Source organism: Paenibacillus guangzhouensis, assembly GCF_009363075.1.
Taxonomy (GTDB): Bacteria; Bacillota; Bacilli; order Paenibacillales; family Paenibacillaceae; genus Paenibacillus_K; species Paenibacillus_K guangzhouensis.
Genome location: NZ_CP045293.1, coordinates 6,799,024 through 6,822,808 on the forward strand (window position 1 = coordinate 6,799,024; position 23,785 = coordinate 6,822,808).

Below are 23,785 nucleotides of genomic sequence, written 5' to 3' on the forward strand. Positions count from 1 at the left end.
CATTAACATACAAGCACAAAATTGTACACGCAAGCAAATTACAAACGTTATATACTGTGCCTGTAAGCGCTAACAGGCGTCTTAATTAAGACAATACATTTAGGGGGAATTCGCACATGGCAAGAAAAGCTAAACGTAATTTTCTTATTTCCACATGTATACTGCTAACATTAACGATGTTTGCAAGCGCTTGTGGAAACAAAGAGGCTGACGCACCAGCACAATCGACAGGTACGGATAAGAAAGAAGTGACGATCAAGTACTATAACTGGGATAATGAAGCTCAAGAAGCAGCTACAGATGGAATGCTGCGTGAGTTTGAAGCAGCTAACCCTGGTATTAAAGTTGAGCATGTCGTGCTCGTTCCAGGTAATTCAACAGAAATGTTGAAGAAACTAGACTTCCTCATTTCGTCAGGTGATGAAGTTGACGTTGTTCAAATGCCAAGTACAGGAGCAGTCATTGAAAGAGCCACTCGCGGTGCATTTATGCCACTTAATGACCTCTATGATAAAGAAGGTTTGAAAGCAGAAGATGAGTATTCTGTTAATCCGGCAGTAGACGGCAAATATTACGGGATGCAATATACATCAGGCTATACCTATGTATTACTTAATAAGAATGCTTTGGATGAAGCTGGGTTACCCGTTCCTAAATTCGGTTGGACATGGGATGACTACCGTGAATATGCGAAGAAGCTAACGAAAGGTGAAGGCGTAGACAAACGATACGGAACATACTTCCACACTTGGGAGTTGTATATGAATGGTCCAGCGCAAACGGTAATGAAAGATCCATACCGCTATCAGGATGGCAGTACAATTCTTTCTGACCCAACTTACCCGTACTTCTTCCAACTTCGCAAAGACATGGAGAATGTTGATAAGTCAGCGAAACCATATGCGGATGTGTTAGCATCTAAGCTTAACTATCGCAGTGAATTTTTCGGCGGAGATGCAGCGATGATTATGACAGGCAGCTTCACGATTCCTGATGCAGGTAATCTTGAGCAGTATCCACATGATTTTGTGACTGCTTTCGCACCAGTTCCTTTGCCACCGAAGAATGCTTTGCCTAAAGAATATGAGGATGGTAAATACTTTGTTGGCGGTGGACATTTAACAATGGGTTCAACGACAAAGCACAAGGATGAGGCGTTTAAGCTTATGCGCTTTATGACTACAACAGATTCAAAGAATAGACAAGAGTTTTCTGGTTGGAAGAAAGCAGACCAAACAGCACTGCTCGATCGCATGATCGGCCAAAATAAAGATAAGTACGATGTAGAGTCGTTGAAATACACGCTGTTTGGCGATGACATTAAGTATTTGGATGCTTCCAAGGTGCTTACAGTTTCGGGTTCTGATTTAACAAAAGTGATCGATGACGGCTTCAGCAAATTTATGCTTAGCAACGAGCCAATTGACAAGGTACAAGCATGGATGGTTGATGAAGCAACGAAGATTATTAATGAGAAAGAGAAAAAGTAACGATTCGCAAGTAACGTATTGAATAGCAATCAGCTGTACCAAGGCGTCTCTATACTCCATGCTAAGTGAAGTGCATTAGTGGGTAAAGGGACGCCTTTTCAGTAAGGTAATCATGGGATGGAGGGGAGAACGTTGAAAAGAATACTTCGTTTGTTACTCGTAGGTACGATTATGGTCACGTTGCTGCCTGTTGGTACGGGTATGGCGATGTCATCAGAAGATGGTCATTGGCAGCAAGATATGAATGTGTTATTAGCTGGAGAGATCGATAACAACACTAGCAGTGTAGATGAAAATGAAAGCGTTGCCAGCGACGTTTATGGTACCGGTGAAAGCGAAAGTATCATACACCCGCTGCTAGCAGATGCTTCTCCCCAAGCGATCGCCGATGCCAATCTATTTCCAAATGGCGATTTCGAAGCGACTGCAGTGCCGAGCGGCACTTGGACGCAATATACGGATACGAACCCAGTACCTGTGAATTGGGACACATGGATCCCGGTAGGTTCTGGTAAACCAACGGGTAGAACAGTAAGTGTAACGGTCGATACCTATACATATTATAGGGGTCAGAAATCGTTGTTGATTGATGCTTCCAAAACAAGCCGCGTATCCATTAATGCAAAGGCACCCGTTGAGGCAGGTAAATCGTACCGCTTGCGCGTATGGTATAAAACCGAAAATATTGCAGGCGGAAGCGGCGTTTATTATCGCACCTCTGTGCAGAATGCTTCTAACACAAAATTAATAGATGGACCTAGTTCAGTGAAGGTGTATGGTACGAACGATTGGACAATGCAGCAAGTTTTTATAACGGTGCCGGCGGGTGGTTCCAAATTTTTTGTTGAACTATTTTTAGAAAATAGCACCGGCAAAGTGTGGTTCGATAACATTCAGCTGGAGGAGTATGACGGCATAACGGGGTTAACGCTTGAACCGACGGCAAGGATGATGACGGTTGGGGAGACGAAGCCTCTAACATTAACCGTCACTCCGAATAACCTACCATCTCCCAAAGTCATATGGCGTACTAGCGATGAGAACGTAGCTACCATTGATCAAGATGGTCATGTAACAGCCGTTGCTGCGGGTGTAGCAACAATCACGGTTACAACAGAAGACCAGACGATAATGGCACAAAGTAACATTGGTGTAGACTCCACAGAAACAGCAGCTGCTTACGATCAACTGCGTACACGCTGGAAGCAGAAGTTAGTTGGAGGAGATAACCTTGCTGCTGATTCCGATATTCAGGAACTCGTAACGGCGCTCGATAATAACGTATCCAATGACACAAAGAGCGGTTATCTTGATACACTTAGTCCTAATGACAGCGGTCGCAAATATTTATGGTCGGATCTTACGGATAGCGCCGATACGAAGGAGCAGCATGCCAACAATATCGTTAGCGAGTTTACTCGTATTAAAACAATGGCAACCGCTTACAATACGGAATCCTCCCGTTTCTATCACGATCCACAGTTGCGAGATGCCATTATAGGTGCCTTGGATTGGATGTATGCTAAGCGTTATAACGAACGTTTATCTTATAGTACCGCTAGCAGCTGGTGGGGATTTGAAATCGGTGCACCGCAGCTGTTAAATGATTGTTTGATCCTGATGTATGATGCGTTGAACGATCAACAAATAGGCAACTTCATGCGGACAATGGATAAGTATTGTCCTAACCCAACAAAGCGGGTGCAAAATAGCTCTGTGATCGAGACCGGTGGCAATTTGCTGGACAAAGCGCTTGTTGTAACGCTTCGCGGCGTAATTGGAAGAAATAGCGCTAAAATTACGCAAGGACGGGATTCGATTGGTTCAGAGTTTAACTATGTCACAAATGGTGATGGCGTATATGAAGATGGCTCACTGGTGCAGCATGCGAACATCGCGTACACAGCTGGCTATGGTGCAGTCTGGCTCAGCCGTACGGCGGACATCACTTATTTGCTCAACACCTCACCATGGCCAGTGACTGATCCACGGGTGGCTAACATTTACAAGTGGGTAAGTGATACGTTTGAACCAGTTATTTACAAAGGGCTGTACATGGATATGGTTAACGGGCGGGGGATTTCCAGAAGCGAATCGGGTACGGCTCGCAGTACGATTGTAGCCTTAGCAAGTTTAGCAGAGGGTGCACCGCCAGAGATTAGCGCTACTATTCGCAGTATGGTTAAGGAATGGGTAAGCAAGGATACCACCTTTAATAATTACTATAAAGGCTTGCCGATTTATAGTGTCATGTTGCTGAAGAAAGTAATGAACGATGATACGGTCACACCGCGTGGTGAGCTGTCGCGCAGTTATATGTTCAACGGGATGGCCCGTGTCGCGCATCATCGTCCCAACTACGCTTTTGGGCTAAGTATGTTCTCAGACCGCATTTCCGACTTTGAAATGGGCAATAAAGAAAATTTAAAAGGTTGGGATACCGGTCTTGGCATGACCTATATCTATAACGAAGACTTATTGCAATATCGCGATGGATTCTGGGCAACGGTTAATAGTTTCCGCTTGCCAGGTACGACGACAGACGGTTCCGGAGAAGGTAAGATGCCGGGCGAATGGGCGTACTATTATAATACGAAAAGCCATGTTGGCGGTGCAACACTAGATCATCTATATAGCGCAAGCGGCATGGATTTCTCATTATCGAAAGTAACGGGCAGTGATTTAAGTGGGAAGAAATCATGGTTTATGTTCGATGATGAAATTGTTGCCCTCGGTACAGATATTCATAAAACATCGGCCGTAACAAAACCGGTAGAAACGATTGTTGATAATCGTAAGTTGAATAGCAGCGGTAATAATGCATTTGTGATTAACGGTGTACAGGTGCCTACTGCACTAGATTATGCAGGAGATATTGACGCTGTAGATTGGGCGCACCTAGCGGGCAATGGTGCAGGTTCTGGTGCGGATATGGGCTATTACTTCCCAACTGCACCCACACTGCATGTCGTACGTGAGGCGAGAACAGGCTCGTGGTCTGAGATTAACAACGGTCAATCGAAAGATCAGCTGACGCGCAACTATGCCAGCATCGCCTTTGAACATGGAAATAATCCACAAGCAGCTAGTTACGAATATGTGCTGCTTCCAGGCAAGACAGCGGCACAAACACAAGCTTATAGTGAACATCCAGCAGTAGAAGTGCTGAGCAACACATCAACGGTACAGGCTGTTAGTAATATGCAGCTTGGCATCACCGCGGCGAATTTCTGGAGTGCGGATACTGCGGGAAGCATCCAAGCTAAATCCGCAGCTACAGTTTTAATGAAAGAAGACAGCGGTGAAATGACCATTGCGATATCCGATCCAACGCAAAAGCAGAACACAGTGACGATTGAAGTCCATCAACCGAACTTGACATTGCTAACAGCAGATACGGGGATGAAAGTCTCACCGATACAAGATGGAGTTAGCATTGAAGTCAACACTTCGGGATCGCTTGGCAAGACGTATACGGCAACATTTGATCTCGGAAAGACCTACACCGTAACCGTGGAAGGTGTAACAGCAGATAAACAGATTGCTAAGAAAGGTGAGTCCGTAACGGTAACTCTGGATACGCCTGAGGGTAAAACGTTCGACAAGTGGATCGTAACGCCAGCAAGCTTGACGTTAACCCAAGATACAACGAGCACCAACATGTATACGTTCATCATGCCTGGTGAAGCAGTTCATGTAACAGCAACGTATAAAGACGATAGACCGGTAGATAAAACCGCACCTACATGGCCTACGGGTGCACAATTATTAGCATCAAGTGTTGATAAAAAGAGTCTAATGCTCTCTTGGACAGCAGCAACGGATGATATCGGTGTAATAAGCTATAAGATTTACAAGAATGGTATGGAGCTCATTCAATTACCAGGTAACATCACTAGCTATTCAGTCAGTGGTCTTTCACCAAATACAAGCTATAACTTTGAGATTAAAGCAGGCGACGCAGCTGGAAAATGGAGTGATGGTCTATATGTAAATGTAAGGACTGGACCTAACGCTTCAGGTGGCGGATCGACGCCATCACCGGCTCCAACACCAACAGCGCCAACAATGCCAACACCTAGACCAACTGAACCAATCGAACCCGTGAAACCTACTGATCCAGCAACTCCTCAAGTAGATTTGTCTGATATCGCAGATCATTGGGCTAAGGCTTCCATTGAAAAATCCGTTGAACTTGGTATTGTAAGTGGCTATGAGGATGGAACGTTCAGGCCGAATGGTACGATAACTCGCGGTGAGATTTCAGTAATGCTAGCAAGAGCGCTGAAATTGGAGCAAGTGAATACAGCATTTGGTTTTGCGGATCAAGGTCAAACACCAGTATGGGCACAGCCATTCATTCAAGCACTTGTTAGAGCGGGATATATTTCAGGCTATGAAGATGGTACATTCCGTGCGAATAAAGAAATCACCAGAAGTGAAATCGTTGTTATCATTGTTCGTGCACTGGGTCTTGAAGTACATCCAAATGTAACGCTGACCTTTGATGATACAGATCAGATGCCAGGTTGGGCTAAACCCTATATCGCAGTGGCCGCAGAAGCAGGTCTGATAAAGGGGAATGGGGATGGTAAATTTAATCCTAATGCTTCTATTACTAGAGCTGATGCGGTTACTCTGATTCTAGCAATGCTAAGTACTAGTAACTCATAGATATACCCTCGCTAGTATTCTTTAAGATGTAAGCCAAGGTCCGATTTTAAGGATCTTGGCTTTCGATGTTAAGGTCAAAATATTGCATATTTATAAAAAAATAATGCGTGTTTCTACATATCTTTGATTTGCTATTATTAACCTAAGTTCGGTTTTTAATTTCTATATTGATACGTATTTTATTTTTTTATATCTTTCAATAGGTTGCAAAGGAAAAATGAGAGGGGGGTTCAATGGTGATTAACAGCAGTGGAGTTATGAGAACAGACCAAGTTAAGGCGGCTGCGTTGGTGCGACCGTCGGAGCGGCAGTTGGTGATACAAGAGATGGGATTTTATGCTTTTGTGCATTTTACGGTAAATACGTTTATGGATCAGGAATGGGGAAGTGGGCAGGAGCAGCCGGATATCTTTCATCCGACGCAGTTGGATGCACGGCAGTGGGTGCGTGCTTGTAAGGCTGCAGGGATGAAGGGGTTGATTCTGACCTGTAAGCATCACGATGGGTTTTGTTTGTGGCCGAGTAAGTATACAGAGCATTCGGTGAAGAATAGCCCGTGGAAAGATGGCAAGGGTGATGTTGTTCGTGAGGTGGCGGATGCTTGTCGTGAAGGCGGGTTGAAGTTTGGGATTTATTTATCGCCTTGGGACCGGCATGAGGCTTGTTATGGAGATTCGCCAGCTTATAATGAATACTTCAAGAATCAATTGCGCGAGCTGTTGACGGGGTATGGGGATATTTTCTGTGTATGGTTTGATGGGGCTTGTGGTGAAGGTCCTAACGGCAAACGTCAGGTATATGATTGGAATGGCTATTATGCACTGATTCGTGAATTGCAGCCAGAGGCGAGTATTTCGGTTTGTGGACCGGATGTGCGCTGGTGTGGCAATGAGGCGGGGCATTGTCGTAAGTCAGAGTGGAGCGTCGTACCTGCGCAGCTGCAGGATAAGGAGAGAATTCAGGAACATTCACAGCAGGAAGATGATGCTGAATTCGCCAAGCGTTTCACTTCAGAAGATGAAGACTTGGGCAGCCGTGACATTATTGCTAAAGTATCGGAGCTTGTCTGGTATCCAGCAGAAGTGGATACGTCGATTCGTCCAGGATGGTTCTATCATGCGAGTCAAGATGATCAAGTCAAGTCGCTGGATGAGCTGCGTAACGTGTACTACGGTTCAGTTGGAGGCAATGCGATGCTCTTGCTTAATATTCCTGCTGATACGCGCGGCCTGTTCCACGAGAATGATGTACAGCGGTTAGAGGAATTGGGGGCTTGGATAAGGAATACGTTTGAGACGAATGTGGCAAGCGGTGCGGCTGCTACAGCTAGTGAATCGATGACTGGGCATGAAGCGGCTAATGTATTGGATGGCAATCGAGATACATTTTGGGCCCCTGAGCAAGGTACAGAAGCGGCGAGTATCACGGTAGACTTCGGAACGGAGCAAACGTTCGATCATGTTGTTCTCCAGGAGTATCGCTATACACAGCGAATTGAGCGTTTCAGTCTGGCGTATTGGCAAGCCGATGCTGCTGCAGGCACAGGGGAGTGGCGGCCAATTCTGGATGGTACGATTATCGGTCACAAGCGAATTTGTCATTTCCCAGCCATTTGCAGCAGTCGCTTGCGTCTTACGATCACCAGCTCACGCTGGTGGCCCAATTTGGCCACATTCGAAGTTTACAATAGTCAGGATCAGGATTAGTCATAGTAAGCCTTTATGTAGTTGCCAGCCATGGATGTGTAGTCTGAATGTTCATGGCTGGCAATTTTTATCTAGCTATTTATTTTTTTAGAAGAAATGAGGGGAGCTATCATGAACCGTATAAGAAGTGAAATGAATGCATGTATCCGCCATAAAGGGAACAGATTGTATTTGCTTGAGCATACAGCGGCCAGCAAATGGACAGAAGCATTTCCAATCGGTAACGGGCGCTTAGGGGGCGTTGTATTTGGTGGTGTACAGCGTGAGCGGATTCAATTGAATGAAGATTCGGTTTGGTATGGTGGTGCAAGGGATAACGATAATAGGGCTGCGCGAGCGACGTTGCCGGAAATCCAAAACCTGCTGCTGCAAGGTAATGTGCGCAAGGCGGAGAAGTTAGTATTGACGCGTATGACGAACGTTCCGCAATATTTCAGCCCTTATCAGACATTAGGTAACTTGTTTTTGGATTTTGATAAGAATACAGAAGCTAATGGTATCCATCATTATTGTCGTGAACTAGATTTGGATGATGCGTTGGTTAAGGTGAATTACGAATTAGCAGCAGGTGAAGTTCAGAAAGATGCCATTCAGTACAGCCGCGAGATATTTGCAAGTAGCGCTGACCAAGTGCTGGTTATTCGGATGACAACAACCGACGCAGCAGGCTTAACATTTACAGCTAAAATCGACCGTAGACCGTTCAACGGTGAATTTGTCCACACCGATGATGAACAGGCTATCGCTATGCAAGGACAATTGGGAGCAGATGGCGTACGTTATGCCGTTGTGCTTAGAGCAGTCGTTGAAGGTGGACAGTGTCAGATGGCGGGCAATTATCTTGATATTCGTGAGGCTAGTGCAGTTACGTTGATTGTAGCCGCGCAGACTTCATTTCGCTGTGCTGATGCTTATGCTGTTGCTTGGCAACAAGCGAAGCAAGCTGCGAAGGTGCCCTATATGACATTGAAGCAGCGGCACTTGGATGATTATAAGCCGCTGTTTAACCGTGTGACGCTTGATCTGGATCCAGAAGTAGGGGCTGAGCCACAGCAGCAGTTGCATAGCGAGCAATGCTTGTCCACGTCACAGCGACTAGAACGGTATCGGCAAGGTGCAGCTGATAATAAGTTGGAGGCTCTGTTCTATCAGTACGGACGTTATTTGCTGCTTGCCAGTTCCAGACCGGGAACGCTACCAGCGAACCTGCAAGGGATTTGGAACGATAGCTTTACTCCTCCGTGGGAATCGGATTATCATCTTAACATCAACTTGCAAATGAACTACTGGCTTGCCGAGACGGCTAATTTAGCGGAATGTCATTTGCCGTTATTTGATTTTATTGAACGCTTAGTCATCAATGGGCGCAAAACAGCGCGCAACATCTACGGTGCACGCGGATTTGTTGCCCACACGAGCAGCAATCTATGGGCGGATACAGGTCTTTACGGTGAATACGTGAGCGCCAATATGTGGCCGATGGGTGGTGCTTGGATTGCGCTGCATATGTGGGAGCATTATTGTTATAACGGCTCGCTTTCGTTCTTGCGTGAGCGTGCGTACCCCGTGTTGAAAGAAGCGGCACTATTTTTCTTAGACTTCTTAGTGGAATTGCCATCAGGACAGCTTGTGACCGTACCATCCCTATCACCAGAAAATTCATATCGCAGTGAACAGGGTGAAGTCGGAGCGCTATGCTATGGTCCGTCGATGGACTCGCAAATTTTGCATGCGCTGTTTACGGCATGTATTCGTGCGAGTGACCTGTTGCAACTGGGTGTAGAAGAGATGGCACAATGGCAGCATGCGCGCAGTAAGTTACCACAGCCGCAAATCGGCCGCCATGGACAAATTATGGAGTGGGCGGTTGATTATGATGAAGTCGAGCTGGGACATCGCCATATTTCTCATCTATTCGCTTTGCATCCAGGAGAACAGATCATTCCTCATCGCAGCCCCGAACTTGGACAAGCTGCTAAATTCACGTTGCAGCGGCGCTTAGTCTATGGCGGTGGACATACGGGTTGGAGTCAAGCGTGGATCGCCAACTTCTGGTCAAGGCTAGATGAAGGAGATCAGGCGCATCTGAGTCTACGACATTTATTAAGCAAAGCAGTACATCCGAACTTGTTCGGTGACCATCCTCCATTCCAAATTGATGCCAACTTTGGCGGAGCAGCAGCGATACAAGAGATGCTATTGCAATCGCATGGGGATGAAATCCGGTTGCTGCCAGCTTTGCCGCTTGCATGGCAGCAGGGTCATGTTACGGGCTTACGTGCTCGAGGTGGCTTTACCATTGATATGGCATGGCAGGCAGGCAAGCTGCTACAGGCGCAGATAACGTCTACGCTTGGCAAGCCTTGTGTAATATATAGCACGGTTCCGCTTGCCTTTAGTAGTGACTGTACACAACCCGCGCCACATACGTATCAGCTGGATATTTCGCTTGGAGTTACAGTTATAGTAAACTTAGCTTAGGTTAATAGATGGAAAGAGAATACGAGATCAAAAGGTAAAAATTGTGCACATATCAGCAAAATAAAACGCTTTCTTTATGTGGCCCGTATCCACTATATTAAGTGTGAGCATGAAGTTATTTATTGAGAGGACTGAAATGCAGGTGTCTACAAAAGGAATGCAAACAACGGTAATGCAACCAAATAAACTTTACACACAAGCGATTGAGGACATTCTATCGAAAACGCTAAACAATATTGACAAGTTTGGAACTCAGTTTCCGCATGTTAGCTTGAATGGCAAATATAACTTGAACGGTAACGACGATTGGACAGATGGCTTCTGGTCGGGCATATTGTGGTTGTGCTATGAATATTCACAAGATGAACGCTATCGGCAGGCAGCAGAAGCTACGGTGGCTAGCTTTCGCCAGCGGCTTGAGCAACATGTTGTCTTGGATCATCATGATATTGGATTCCTATACAGCTTATCTGCCAAAGCGCAGTGGATGATCACGGGCGATGAGAGTGCTCGTGAGCTGGCACTGGCTGCAGCCGACGTATTAATGCGACGCTGGCGGAACACGAGCGATGGCAGCGGCTATATTCAAGCTTGGGGAGCGCAAGATAACGAGCAAGAAGCGGGTCGAATTATTATCGATTGCTTGCTTAATTTGCCATTGTTATATTGGGCAAGCGAGCAGACGGATGATCCTACGTATCGTGAAGCGGCAGCAATCCAAGCCGAGAAAACACGGCGCTATATCGTTAGAGGGGATGATAGCTCGTATCATACTTTTTTCTTCGATACCAAGACGGGTGTTCCGATCGGCGGTGCCACGCATCAAGGCTATAGCAACGGTTCGACGTGGACGCGGGGACAAGCTTGGGGCGTATATGGATTTGCACTTTCCTACCGCTATACGGGAAATCGGGCATTTCTGGAGACTTCTAAGCGTATGGCTCGCTACTTTCTTGAGCATTTACCTGAGGATAGCGTTGCTTATTGGGATTTCAATGCGCCTGTAGCTGCTGATACCTACCGTGATAGTTCAGCATCAGCGATTGTAGCAGCCGGACTGGTGGAGCTTATCTCCCATTTGGATGGTGCTGACCCAGATCGTCTCTATTTCGAACAGATGCTGGCCAAGAGTATGCAGTCGCTGATTAACAACTATGCTACAATCGGTGACGATGCAGCAGAAGGGTTACTTAAGCATGGCTCATACTATGTCCATGGTGGTTTGTCTCCTGATGATTATATGATTTGGGGCGATTATTACTATTTGGAAGCGCTGATGCGTCTTGTACGCGGTATTCCTGGCTATTGGTATGAGCGCAAGTAGAAATGCGAAGATAAAGTGAAGGGAAGCGACATTAACATCATGTTCAATCTAACCTATTACAAACGAATGTTGCTTTCCTTCATGCTTTTTATTATCGTGCCGATTGGTTCCATATCGGTGCTTTCTTTTTATGTAGTGAAGGAAACGATGATGGATAAGTTTCAAGCAACGAACGAAAATATGTTGAACGTCATCGGTACAGAATTTAGCAAAACGATCGATGATTCTACGTTCGCTTCCCAATTTATTGTGAACGATGCAGGCTTCAATAATTACTTACGTCAATTTGCTGATACGAAGCGCTTAAGCAGCTATGAGGATTATGAAAATTTCATGCAAATCAAAGCCGTATTTTCGCTTATAAATTCTACAACGCTGACTCCGTCGGCACAGATGTACTTAATTAATCGCCAGCAGTTTATTATTCCTTCAGGAGAGGATACGCCGGATAAAGTAGCAGCACATCTACCTGAGTTGTATAGCAAAATTAATTTACAGCAGCCAGAACGGTTGCAGTGGTTAGGACTATTCGGCGATGAAAAAGCAAGTAAATATTATATCGCTCGCGTCATACAAGATCACGTCAGTAAACAGTATATGGCCGTGCTATTGATTGGGATTGAACAGTCTTATTTCCAAAATGTATTAAAGTCCGTTCAGTTTGGGGATGTTGCCCTCTTGGATGTTAACGGTAACAGGCTAGCTGGTTCAACCCAATTGCATGCAGCAGGGACAAATCAGACGGACAATCCATTGCGTTCGGAAGTCGTGCTGAACAAGTACGGGTGGAAGCTTGTGTACGAGATGAGCAACAACGTGTTTATGGGTATCATTTTAAGGACATTTTATTTGGGTCTTGCTGAAGTCATACTCGTTGTCTTTGTATTTTCTTTGTTTGCACTGCTGATCTCCAAACGATTGCATCGCCCAATTGGGCAATTACAACAGGTTACAAGACAATTTGGTAACGGTAAGCTAGATGTCAGGCTGCAAGTGAAGGGAAAGGATGAGCTTGCTGCGGTTAGCAAGACGATTAACTTGATGTTAGATCGGCTAGAGCAGTCCATTTATGAGATGGAGCAGCAACAAGAGAAGAAACGCGTGATGGAGCTGGAGGCGTTGTTTATGCAAATTCGGCCCCACTTTCTGCTCAATACACTCAATTCGATCAAGTGCAGCTTAATGCTGAAGCATGATCGATTGCATAGTGGCATGATCGACTCGTTAATGAGCCTATTACGTGCCTATATGAAATTCAATACACCAGCAACACTACAAGAAGAATGTAAGTTAATGACTCACTATATTGATATTATGAAAATGCGTAGTGATATTTCGATACAACTGCAAATCGATGTAGAGCCACCATTACAATCCCTTAAGTTTCCCAAGTTATTACTGCAACCGTTAGTTGAAAATGCCATTATTCATGGTTTTGTTGACGCTGATGCTGATATAGATATAGATACAGTTATAGATTTAGAGGGCAATGATATTAGGCGCCAGCAATCTCAAATTTGGATTTCAGTCTTTCAAGACTCGGATCAAATCGTCATTGAGGTTGCCGATAACGGAGTAGGTATGGATGAGTCCATGTTGCAACGGCTGAATGAAAATGTGTTAAATTGCAGTGATGAACCAGATCCGAATTATAAACGGGTCGGATTGATTAATGTAGCTCAACGCTTGAAACTATCATTCGGTTTAGAGGCTAAGCTTTCTTTTGCTCATAACAGTTATGGCGGTGTAACTGCACGGATGCAGATTCCAGTGACAGCAAGTGAGGTGACAATCAGTGGTATACAAAGTGATGCTTATTGATGATGATGTGCCAATGCTCAAATTATTGCGGCAGATGATTGATTGGGAACAATTACAGCTAAAAGTTGTAGCTTCCACCTATTCTAGTGAAAAAGCGCTATACCTGTTTCAGCAGACCGCTCCAGATATTGTCGTGACGGATATTGGCCTACCGCAGATGAATGGAATTGAGCTCGCAGAACAGTTTCGCCGCATCAAACCCGATGTGCGCATCATCTTCATTACCTGTCATGAAGATTTCAACTACGCGCAGCAGGCACTTAAGCTTCAGGCTGACGATTATTTAATTAAAGATCAGTTAACATCAGAGCAGTTGCAACAAAGTTTGTTGAAGTTGGTACGTTCACTGCAACAACAATCATCGTCTGTAAGTACACAACCTTCAAGCTACAATCATCAGCTGTTCAAACAAGGTTTATTACAGCGTGTGCTTGATGGCATTAACGTTGACGAGATGCTTAAATATGCTGCCGGTATTGGCGTGGGTTGGAACTATCCTTGGTTTAGGCTCAGTCTTGTGCATGTGCAATATGCTAGTTACGTTGAACATTACCCACAGCAATCGTTATCGTTAATTTGCTACGCCGTTTACAATATTGCAGAAGAGTTAGCGAAAACGTACGAAGGGATCACACCGTTTTTGCAGCAACAGCATCTTGTGATTGTGTATAACTATCGCGATAATTTTGCGGATAACAACGTATTACACTTCAATAGTTATTTGCTCAAATTGAGAGAACAGGTTGCGCAATTTATGAGATTACAGCTGGTAAACGTCACGGTTCGTGACAAGCTGCAACTGAAGCAGCTTGGTGCGTGGTATCACTCACTACTGCGCCATAAATATGAGTTTTATGTTGGGGAGTCAATGCTGATTGGCGATCGTCAGCAGGGGATGCAACCAACGTGGTTGCCCTTGCGCACAGGGGAGTTCGACCACTATAAAGCTGAACTAAAGCAGGCACTAGATATTCGCGATATGGATGGCATGAAGCGTGTACTTGCGGATATCAAGGACAATTTTGGAGCGAGATCGATTGAGCCTACTTCATTGATGCATGAGCTGAAAGTTTGTTTACGCGAGTTGGCATTTGCAGCGTCTGTTAGACTGGATGAAGCTGAAGCAATCTACGAATATATTGAGCAGGCACGAACCTTTGACGATGTGCTTGCATTAACGGAACGTCTGATCATCGCGATGGCTATGCTTCACGATAAGCAGGAAAAGAAACAAGGGCGAGGCACATTAGCTGGTAGCAGTGAGCCTAAGTTACATCAAATTCAACATTTTATCGAACAACATTTAGCCGATAGTATTACTTCCATTGATATTGCGCGTTATCTGTATTTGAATCCAAGTTACTTCTCACGCTATTTCAAACGTATGACCGGGAGCAATTTCACAGATTATGTGCATCAGTATAAAATGAACATTGCTTCTAAAATGTTGAAAACATCTGGGCAAACGCTGGAAGAGATAGCACTGGCACTAGGCTACTCAGACCGTACCTATTTCTCTAAAGTGTTCAAGAAGTATATGGGCGTAACACCGAGTGAACACAAGAACAGGTGCTCGTAAATCAATCCCAAAAACAAACGAGGAAAGAGGTAATCACCGTATGACACCACTAACTCAGCTTACGATTGAAATTCACGATATGAATAATAACGTATTGGCAATGGACTCTGATCAGGGGCAAGCCCAGCTTGTATATCATCATCCTTATCAAGAGGGTGACCAAATTGTTGTTAAGAGCGAGCATCCCCACCAGTATTTATGTTTGCAGCTTGATGATGCCATGCCGGAAGCGTTCGTATATTTAGCGACAACGAGCTATCGGTTTACAATTCCGTTTGGAGAGAAGAAAATTTCCTATTCCCCTAAATCGTTCAGTGGTGGCATCCATGCCATTAGCGTGCGCTTAGCGACTGCAGCGGAAATCTCCAGTTATAAAAATGTAGCCCTTAATCCGTTCGACCAACATGAGAATAACAGTTGTTACCCGCATGCGCTTGCGAATGTGGAAACCCGCGGTGAGTCCGTGTTTGCTGCTCGCAATGCCATTGATGGCAATTGCTTTAATGCCGGTCACGGGGCATGGCCATTTGAGTCGTGGGGCATTAACCAACAAGATGACGCAGAAATGAGTGTGCAATTTGGGCGTACCGTAGAAATCGACTGTCTCGCACTTACATTGCGTGCTGACTTTCCTCACGATAACTATTGGAAGCAAGTAACTGTCTGCTTCTCCAATGGTGATTGTATAACGATTCATTTAACGAAAACGAATTTAAAGCAGGTCATTAAGCTTGAGCCGCGTCGGGTAGAATCACTGACATTGAAGAACTTAATCAAGTCAGATGACCCGTCGCCGTTCCCTGCATTAACGCAAATTGAAGTTTATGGCAATGAAGTAAAGTGAGAGAATAGTTTTGTTTGAAAGCGCATGGAGTTAGAACTCTCGTAATCCGGGGGTTCTTTTTTTTATCTTTTTACATCCCTCGAATTCAGCAAATTTATCCCTTCTCGGACGGCGTTGATCATCGTACGATGAAGAAGCAATCATTCGGATGTATATTCCATGGATAAGGGACGGCGGTAGGATGAAGCTCTGGACGGAAGGGAAACTCTATCATCAAGGCTATCAGATTGGCATGACCTATGAGCAAGCAAGTAGGGGGGAGGACGAGCCGCTTGAACTTGCATCGGTATTTCGGATCTTCTTAATTCGCGAAGGGACGGGGGTGCTTCAGATTGCAGATCGACGTTATCCGATTTTTGCGCCAGGGGTGTGTTGTTTTCAGGGGGGCGAGCAAGTACGATTCTTGGCTCAAGCACCGCTCCGAATGAAGCGCTTGAACTTTATGCCAAGCGTATTGAATGCGCGGCTCGAAGCATTGCTGAACGGTTCTGGCGAAGGGGGGACGTCTGATTATCAGGATTTATGGGTACTAGAGTCCTTCACAGATCGTTCCGATTCTTATTATGGCGCATTGCCGCTGGACCCTGCCGTCGTGAAACGTGCCGAGGAGATGATGGAGGCGATAGGCTGGAATCTCGCGGAGCAGCCGGATACCTATTGGCCATGCCGCAGCCGCTCGTATTTGATGGAGCTCCTATTTCTCATTCGTCAGGTGTATCAGGAGACGGATTTGACCCCGTATCCACTCCCGCACGCGGTCTCGGAATCCATTAAACCAGTCGTTACTTATCTGCATACGCATTATCAAGAGAAGATTCGATTAGAGCATCTAACCGAGTTGTTCCTTGTCAATAAGACGACGCTCAATGAGGCGTTCAAAAAATCCACGGGTTACTCTGTCATCTCCTACTTGAATCATATTCGGATGCGAATGGCCGATGCCATGCTTCGGAACACGACACTGCCCACAACGGAGATCATGGAGTTGATCGGCATTCAGGATGACGCGCATTTCATTCGTAATTTCCGCAAGCATTCCGGATATTCACCGGCAGAATATCGCAACCAATATTGCTGGATGCTTCATCAATCATAGCTTAACAGCGCTCCGAGAAGGGGTGCTTTTTTTTATTAGATAAATGCTGTCGATTTGCAGGAACATCCTGCGGATAATCAGTACCATCCGGGGTGCCGTCCTGATAAGCTTCTCCATAGATCGATTTTGAAATCTAGAAGAGGAGATGGAAGGATGAAATGGTTCAAAGTTCTATGTGCAGTCGTGCTTAGCTTCTCATTAAGTCAGGCGGCCGTCTTAGCCGCCCCGCAGCAGCCTCATGCGTCTTCGACAACGTTGAAGGCCGTCTTCTACAGCGAGTCCTTGCAGAAAGAAATGAATGTCAATGTCTATTTACCGCCTAACTATGGTGCGCAGGACAAATACCCCGTGCTCTATGTGCTGCATTCCTACAAATTGAACGAGGATCATTGGTTTAAGGCACTACAGGTCGTGAAAAAGGCGGATGAATTGATCAGCAGCGGGAAGATCGAGCCGATGATCATCGTCGCTCCGAAAATCGATAACAGCTTCGGTGTCAATTCCGCGGACCGCACAGGATATATGGAAGGAAGCGGCAAGCCAGGGGATGAAGGGGTGCTTCAGACCGGCAAATACGAGGATTATTTGACGAAAGACGTCGTGAACTTCGTGGATACCCATTTCAACACGATGAAGTCGCGGACGGGCAGATATATTGGCGGGACGTCCATGGGGGGATTCGCGGCGCTGCATATCGGGCTTAGGCACCCGAACCTGTATAGTAAAATCGGGGGCCACGCGCCCGCTTTATTCGTAGGCCCGATGTGGGACGTGCTTGAGAAGATGATCTACCCGACCGATGCGACTCGGCAAGAAAATGATCCACTTGCGCTCGCGGCCAGCCAGAAACTGAATAAGGTCAGTATATACCTCGATTGCGGCGAACAGGATGATTTTAAGGAGGCAACGAAAAAGCTGAGGGATACTCTAAACGTCCAGAAAACGAAGTCTTTCGAGTTCCATTCTACGCCGGGTGGGAAACATGATGATGCTTATTGGAGCAGTCAGATGGAGAACTATCTCTTATTTTATGGGGGAATGGACCGGGAGTAGAGCGGATGCTATCGCTTGTGGAAGAAAGGCCTGCCTTGTGCGGGTCTTTTTTGGCATGATGATTCTCTACCTAATCAATGTTAAAATAGGGACAAACAACCATGAAAGTAGGGTTTCTCCATGAAAGATACAGCAGCGATCATGGGAATACAATTCCCGAAGCGGACGTTAGAGGAATCTGTTGATCTTCTACGTCAAGTGGTCGAAGAGCCTCGGTCAGAATTGTTCCATGTCGTCACCGTGAATCCTGAGATTACGATGGCTTGCCAGAAAAATAGCGAACTGCGTTCTATTGTTGAGGAAGCGGGGATGATTACGGCGGATGGGATTGGTATCGTGATGGTGTCACGTATCAAGGGCGACCATCTTCCGGAACGCGTGACAGGATACGATATGCTCCTTCAGCTGCTGGCTGCAGGGAATGAGAAGGGGTGGTCCTTTTACTTCCTTGGGGCGGATCCTGTAACGAATCCCAAGGCTTGCGAAGTTATCCGCTCCACCTATCCGAATCTTAAGATATGTGGGAATCAGCATGGCTTCTTCAAGCCGGAGGATGAGGAACGTATCATAACTGAGATTAGTTCGGCTAGACCGGATTTCTTAATTGTCGCGTTAGGTGCGCCTTATGCGGAGCGATGGATTCATCAATACAAGGACAAGCTCCAGGCGAAAATTGCCATCGGTGTCGGGGGCAGCCTCGATGTCATTGCGGGTAAAGTGAAGCAGACACCTGAAGTGTGGAAGCGTTGGAATGTAGAGTGGTTATATCGTCTCATTCAACAGCCGCATCGATGGCGCAGACAGTTGATCTTGCCGCAGTTTGCAATTCGGGCGATTTTGTATCGTGAGGGTAGAAAATAGAACGACCTCGGTAAGGCAGCATTTCATCACTGCCTTGCCGAGGTCGTTCGTGTTACATCGAGATTGTCTGTTTCGCTGCAGATTTGCGGCGCGTCCAGATCACCACAGGGATAAGCAGCAGGGAGAGAAACCCGCCTGCGTAAGACAATACAGCATAGCTGCTGGATGCCACGACCATGCCGGAGAGGGCGCCGCCTGATGCTCCCGCTAAGGCGGTAAGCACATCCAGGGTGCCTTGCGTTTTGGCGCGTGTTGCTGGGGAGGTTCCATCCACGATGAGTGCTGTGCCGCTAATAAAGCCAAGATTCCATCCCAGGCCGAGAAGTGCAAGCGCGACGATTAAGAGAATGAGCGAGTCTCCTGGGGCGAGTGCAGCCAGTAATCCGGCAGCGAGCAGCGTGACGCCTGAACTGTAAGCCATCGTGGTTCGACCGATCCGATCGACGAGCATGCCCGTAAATAGAGACGGGAGATACATGGCGCCGACATGAATGCCAATCACCAGTCCCACTTCGCCAAGTCCATGCCCATGGTGCTTCATATGGATCGGCGTCATGGTCATGATAGCCACCATGACGAGCTGGGTTAAGACCATGACCGTTGTGCCGACAATGAGGCCGTGATTGTGATGGACAGAGCTGTGCGCTGCCAGTGAATCCGCTCCGGCAGATTTCTTCGTCTGTTGTCTGTCCCAAGCCTTCGCGATCAATAACGGATCTGGCCGCAGGAATACGAGCAGCACAAGTCCTGCAAGGATAAATGCAGCGGCCCCGAGCATGAAAGGACCTGCCAGCGCTGGAGCGCCCACCGAGAGCGCAAATCGTCCCATCGGCTCGACGACATTTGGACCCGCTACGGCGCCAAAGGTCGTTGAGACCATCGCAATGCTTATGGCGGTTGCCCGCTGAGTCGGCCCAGCTAGATCTGTCCCTGCATATCGTGCTTGCAGGTTCGTAGCGGTCCCCGCCCCGTAGATACATAGTGAGACGAACAACAAGTAGACGTTGCTGAGGATCGCGACCATGACCACGCCAATCGCGCCGATGCCGCCGACAAGAAATCCAACACCAAGTCCCAGCCGCCGCCCAGATCGCTCAGAGAATCGGCCGATCAGGAATGCGGAGAGTGCAGAACCTAATGTGAGCAGGGCTGCAGGAATGCCGGCATAACGATCAGTTCCGAGCATTTCCTGGGCTAACAATGCCCCGACCGTTACCCCCGCAGCGAGACCGGCGCCCCCGAAAATTTGAGAAATGACGACGATAAATAATGTGCGTTTATAGAGTCTTTGCTGCTCCGCAGGAGAGTGTATGTAGTTTTCTGCTTCGTTTGATTTCTTCTGGAGAGTGGATACACGTTCGTGTTTAAGCTCCATACTTAGATCACCTCCATCTAACAATACCATATGGTTCCATGATGTCATATCCCACTTATATGGGATATGGAGCAGCATGATGATCATTTTTGGATTTCACGATCAGCTGTGCACGCGGCAAAAAAGAGCGCTCTAATCAAAAGCGCTCTTCACATTTAGCTTATTCTATTAGGATTCGTTATTTTTTACTTTCATCCGCACAGGATCCGGTGCATTGATTCTGGAGCGAAACGCTAGAATAAATCCTAGGAATAGGATAAGCGCCGCTGAGATGTACGGGAAGTTCAAGTTCATGTCGAACAACACACCGGCGACGGCAGGTCCGACGATATTGCCAAGACTCGTGAATGCGGAGTTCAGTCCAGCGATATATCCTTGTTGATCCTCGGCCACCTTGGACATTTGCGTACCAAGCGCAGGCCGCAGGATATCGATCGACAGGAATAGGATGAACGTCACGACAATAATGAGCCAGAAGGTATGAACGGCAAGGGTTAACATCACGAAGATGCTCGCGATGATCAGACAGGTGCTGATGACCTTCTTCTCGCCGAATTTATTAAGCAGCCATCCGAAGATTGTCACTTGGACCACAGCGCCTGCGATGGAACCGAATGTAATAATGAAGGCAATATCTTTCGCTGTGAACCCGAATTTGTGATCCACGAAGAGGCCGAAGACCGTCTCATAATTGGCAAGACCAAAAGAACAAACGAATACAATCACCAGACTGATGAAGTATGGCTCGCGGTACGATTGCAGCACCTGCTTGATCAGAGGCTGCTTCTTCATTGGCTCGGCAGAATCTGCTGTACGCTTCGCTACAGGCCGCGATTCCGGGAGAATGAGGAAGGTTAGGATAGCTGCGACAACGCCGGCTACTGCTGCTGAGTAGAACGGTACGCGGATACCGAAATCGGCGACATATCCGCCAATGCCGGGACCAATAATGAATCCGGTGGTAATGGCTGCGTTGATGAGTCCCATCCCTTTGGCGCGTTCTTCAACAGAGGTCATATCGGCAGTATACGCCATGACGGCAGGCATAATGAGCGCCGCACCGATTCCGCCGAGCATCCGAGAGATGAATAGGAGCGTAGGGGCATTCGCAATCCCGAACAACCATTCCGAGATGGCGAACACGATGAGTCCGGCAATGATCGATTTTTTACGACCGATCGTATCGGACAGACGTCCAGCAATCGGAGAACAGACGAGCTGCGTCACGGAGAAGGCTGCAACGAGCAGACCTACGATGCTTCCCGAGATGTGAAGCTCGTTCATATAGGTTGGCATGATCGGAATGACTAGGCCAATACCTGTAAAGACTAGAAATAGATTTAACATCAGGAGCAGCAACGCTCCTCGATTGCGTAGTAATAGTGACATAATAATCTCCTCAACTTATGAAAAAATAGATTAATACTGAATGTTCAGTCTGGATTCTATGGAAATAATCGACCCTATCTTTTGCTAGAGAGGGCCGCTGGATGTTAAGCCTTGCTAAGGCTCTGTTGCAATGCCGCGCAGGACGACTTGAATAGCCATTCGATAGAGACCAAGTTTCTCCTCGAGCGTGGATTTCCGAGACATTTGATTCAGTCCGTAGGTTAGACTTTCCAAAATGAGCGCCATGTATTCCACGTTCAGCGACTTGAATTCCCCTTGCTGGATTCCTTCTTGCACTAGCTCCTGATAGAACAGCAAGTGGCGCGCAACCATCTCTGCGATACGCTCTTCCGCTTCGGGCGTAATCTCTTCGGTGTTGAAGAATTCATCCGCAGCCTTCGTGAGCGGGTGATTCAGGTCATCGAGGACCAGATCCTCCGCAATCGAGAACAGCTTCTCCGTCGTTGTATTGTACTGCGACGCCTTCTGCTTCCATTTCACTTCCCATTCTTGATCCCATTCATCGACCAAGTGGAGGAACAACCCTTCTTTGCTCTTGAAATGATAATAAATATTTCCCTTGCTGCTGCCCGTCGCTTCGACGATATCTTCAATCGATGTGGCTTTATATCCCTTCTGTGTAAACAGGGCTCTTGCCGCATCAGCTACTCGTTTCCTGGTCTGTTCACTTTGGATTTGCTTCTTATTCATTAGAATCCCCTCAATCGTTATGACGGATCATATTCCCAAAATCATGCATACTGAACGCTCGTTCAGTATCTTATCACAGGCAGCGAATGGTTTCAAGTCATAAGACGAGATGAATGGGGCATAGGCTACTTGGTGACGGATCATGTTGCGCGGAATCGAATCCATAGGAGAGGAGTGTGTCTGATGGAGCATCGTCAGAGAACGACAACGGGGGATGGCGTAAGGAATGGGAACATTCCGCAGCCAATACGGCGTGAGGACGGAGCGGGCGCTACCGATCTTGGACCTCGCGACGTGATGCGGGATTGTGAGAATCCGAATATGCTCGTCCCGCCAATAACGGACAACGGCCTCATTCCGAATATGAAATTCTCATTCTCGGATACACATATGCAGCTCAATCAAGGCGGATGGTCGCGGGAGATTACCGTGAGAGAGCTGCCGATCGCAACGACGCTTGCAGGTGTCAATATGCGGTTGACGCCAGGGGGCGTCAGGGAACTCCATTGGCATCAGCAGGCCGAGTGGGCGTTTATGATTATGGGCAAGGCGCGGATCACGTCCGTGGACGCTGAAGGACGAAATTTTATTGCGGATGTCGAGCACGGGGATTTGTGGTATTTTCCGCCAGGGCTACCGCATTCGATTCAAGGGCTCGAGGATGGCTGCGAATTTCTATTGGTATTCGACGACGGTCATTTTTCCGATTTAAATACCTTATCGATTTCCGATTGGTTCGCGCATACGCCGCGCGATGTGCTGGCAGCGAATTTCGGGGTTCCAGAAAAAGCGTTCGAGGATATTCCGAAGGGGCAGGTCTATATTTTTCAGGATCAGGTGCCAGGTCCGATCGACAGCCAGAAGGTACAGTCGCCGTATGGGACGATTCCGCTGAGCTTCAAGCATCGATTGCTCGCCCAGAAGCCGCTCATTACGCCGGGTGGCAGCGTGCGGATTGTGGATTCGTCGAATTTCCCGATCTCGAAGACCGTCGCAGCTGCGCTTGTTGAGATTTTGCCGGGCGGCATGCGTGAGCTGCATTGGCATCCGAACAATGACGAGTGGCAGTATTATTTGACCGGACAGGGCCGGATGACCGTCTTCGGAGGAAATGGAGCGGCACGCACCTTCGACTACCGGGCTGGCGATGTCGGGTACGTGCCGTTTGCGTTCGGGCATTATATTCAGAATACAGGCACGGATACGCTATGGTTCCTCGAAATGTTCAAGAGCGACCGGTTCGCTGATATTTCCCTAAATCAATGGATGGCGCTAACCCCAAGGGATCTCGTGCGAGATAACCTCCATGTTGGTGATGAGCTGTTAAACGCGCTCCGCAAGGAGAAATGGCCGGTCGTGCGTTATCCGAACACGCCGTGAA

The 23,785-nt window shown here is 47.0% G+C and carries 15 protein-coding genes; 12 read left to right on the plus strand and 3 right to left on the minus strand.

The features are described 5' to 3' along the window. Positions 1 to 116 precede the first annotated feature (116 nt). The 11 genes from GCU39_RS30650 (at position 117) to GCU39_RS30700 (ending at position 18,929) form a co-directional block, all read left to right on the plus strand. Positions 117 to 1,490 (plus strand): ABC transporter substrate-binding protein, encoded by a 1,374-nt coding sequence (locus GCU39_RS30650; protein WP_152396936.1) that lies wholly within the window; start codon positions 117 to 119, stop codon positions 1,488 to 1,490. 132 nt (positions 1,491 to 1,622) lie between these two features. Then, the gene (locus GCU39_RS30655; protein ID WP_193726693.1) at positions 1,623 to 6,164 is read left to right on the plus strand and encodes a polysaccharide lyase family 8 super-sandwich domain-containing protein; all 4,542 of its coding nucleotides are present in this window, start codon (positions 1,623 to 1,625) and stop codon (positions 6,162 to 6,164) included. 257 nt (positions 6,165 to 6,421) lie between these two features. Next, on the plus strand, positions 6,422 to 7,870 hold the full coding sequence (locus GCU39_RS30660; RefSeq protein ID WP_227793381.1) for an alpha-L-fucosidase: 1,449 nt from the start codon (positions 6,422 to 6,424) through the stop codon (positions 7,868 to 7,870). A gap of 111 nt (positions 7,871 to 7,981) precedes the next feature. Beyond that, on the plus strand, positions 7,982 to 10,351 hold the full coding sequence (locus tag GCU39_RS30665; protein ID WP_227793382.1) for a glycoside hydrolase family 95 protein: 2,370 nt from the start codon (positions 7,982 to 7,984) through the stop codon (positions 10,349 to 10,351). A 172-nt stretch (positions 10,352 to 10,523) separates the two neighbouring features. Then, positions 10,524 to 11,675, plus strand: a complete 1,152-nt coding sequence (locus GCU39_RS30670) for a glycoside hydrolase family 88 protein (protein WP_227793383.1) — start codon at positions 10,524 to 10,526, stop codon at positions 11,673 to 11,675. Between the two features lie 39 nt (positions 11,676 to 11,714). Continuing rightward, complete coding sequence (locus GCU39_RS30675; protein WP_152396940.1) at positions 11,715 to 13,496, plus strand: sensor histidine kinase; 1,782 nt, start codon at positions 11,715 to 11,717, stop codon at positions 13,494 to 13,496. Then, positions 13,486 to 15,075: a response regulator gene (locus GCU39_RS30680; protein WP_227793384.1), complete on the plus strand. Its 1,590-nt coding sequence runs from the start codon at positions 13,486 to 13,488 to the stop codon at positions 15,073 to 15,075. The genes GCU39_RS30675 and GCU39_RS30680 overlap by 11 nt, the downstream gene beginning before the upstream one ends. Before the next feature lie 40 nt (positions 15,076 to 15,115). Further along, complete coding sequence (locus tag GCU39_RS30685) at positions 15,116 to 15,919, plus strand: carbohydrate-binding protein (protein ID WP_152396942.1); 804 nt, start codon at positions 15,116 to 15,118, stop codon at positions 15,917 to 15,919. A 181-nt stretch (positions 15,920 to 16,100) separates the two neighbouring features. Further along, the gene (locus tag GCU39_RS30690) at positions 16,101 to 17,015 is read left to right on the plus strand and encodes a helix-turn-helix transcriptional regulator (protein ID WP_193726694.1); all 915 of its coding nucleotides are present in this window, start codon (positions 16,101 to 16,103) and stop codon (positions 17,013 to 17,015) included. Between the two features lie 153 nt (positions 17,016 to 17,168). Next, positions 17,169 to 18,068: an alpha/beta hydrolase gene (locus GCU39_RS30695; RefSeq protein ID WP_152396944.1), complete on the plus strand. Its 900-nt coding sequence runs from the start codon at positions 17,169 to 17,171 to the stop codon at positions 18,066 to 18,068. A gap of 120 nt (positions 18,069 to 18,188) precedes the next feature. After that, entirely contained in the window at positions 18,189 to 18,929 is a 741-nt protein-coding gene (locus tag GCU39_RS30700) for a WecB/TagA/CpsF family glycosyltransferase (RefSeq protein ID WP_152396945.1), read from the plus strand. A 52-nt stretch (positions 18,930 to 18,981) separates the two neighbouring features. Here GCU39_RS30700 and GCU39_RS30705 read toward each other — a convergent pair whose 3' ends face one another. The 3 genes from GCU39_RS30705 to GCU39_RS30715 all read right to left on the minus strand — a co-directional run bounded on the left by GCU39_RS30705 (position 18,982) and on the right by GCU39_RS30715 (position 22,404). Then, a complete protein-coding gene (locus GCU39_RS30705; RefSeq protein WP_152396946.1) occupies positions 18,982 to 20,304 on the minus strand; it encodes an MFS transporter in 1,323 nt (440 codons plus the stop codon). 168 nt (positions 20,305 to 20,472) lie between these two features. After that, complete coding sequence (locus GCU39_RS30710) at positions 20,473 to 21,693, minus strand: MFS transporter (RefSeq protein ID WP_152396947.1); 1,221 nt, start codon at positions 21,691 to 21,693, stop codon at positions 20,473 to 20,475. Positions 21,694 to 21,807: 114 nt separating this feature from the next. Continuing rightward, complete coding sequence (locus GCU39_RS30715) at positions 21,808 to 22,404, minus strand: TetR/AcrR family transcriptional regulator (RefSeq protein WP_152396948.1); 597 nt, start codon at positions 22,402 to 22,404, stop codon at positions 21,808 to 21,810. A gap of 183 nt (positions 22,405 to 22,587) precedes the next feature. On the opposite strand from GCU39_RS30715, the gene GCU39_RS30720 reads away from it, so the two are divergent. Next, entirely contained in the window at positions 22,588 to 23,784 is a 1,197-nt protein-coding gene (locus tag GCU39_RS30720; protein ID WP_152396949.1) for an oxalate decarboxylase family bicupin, read from the plus strand. Position 23,785: the final 1 nt, after the last annotated feature.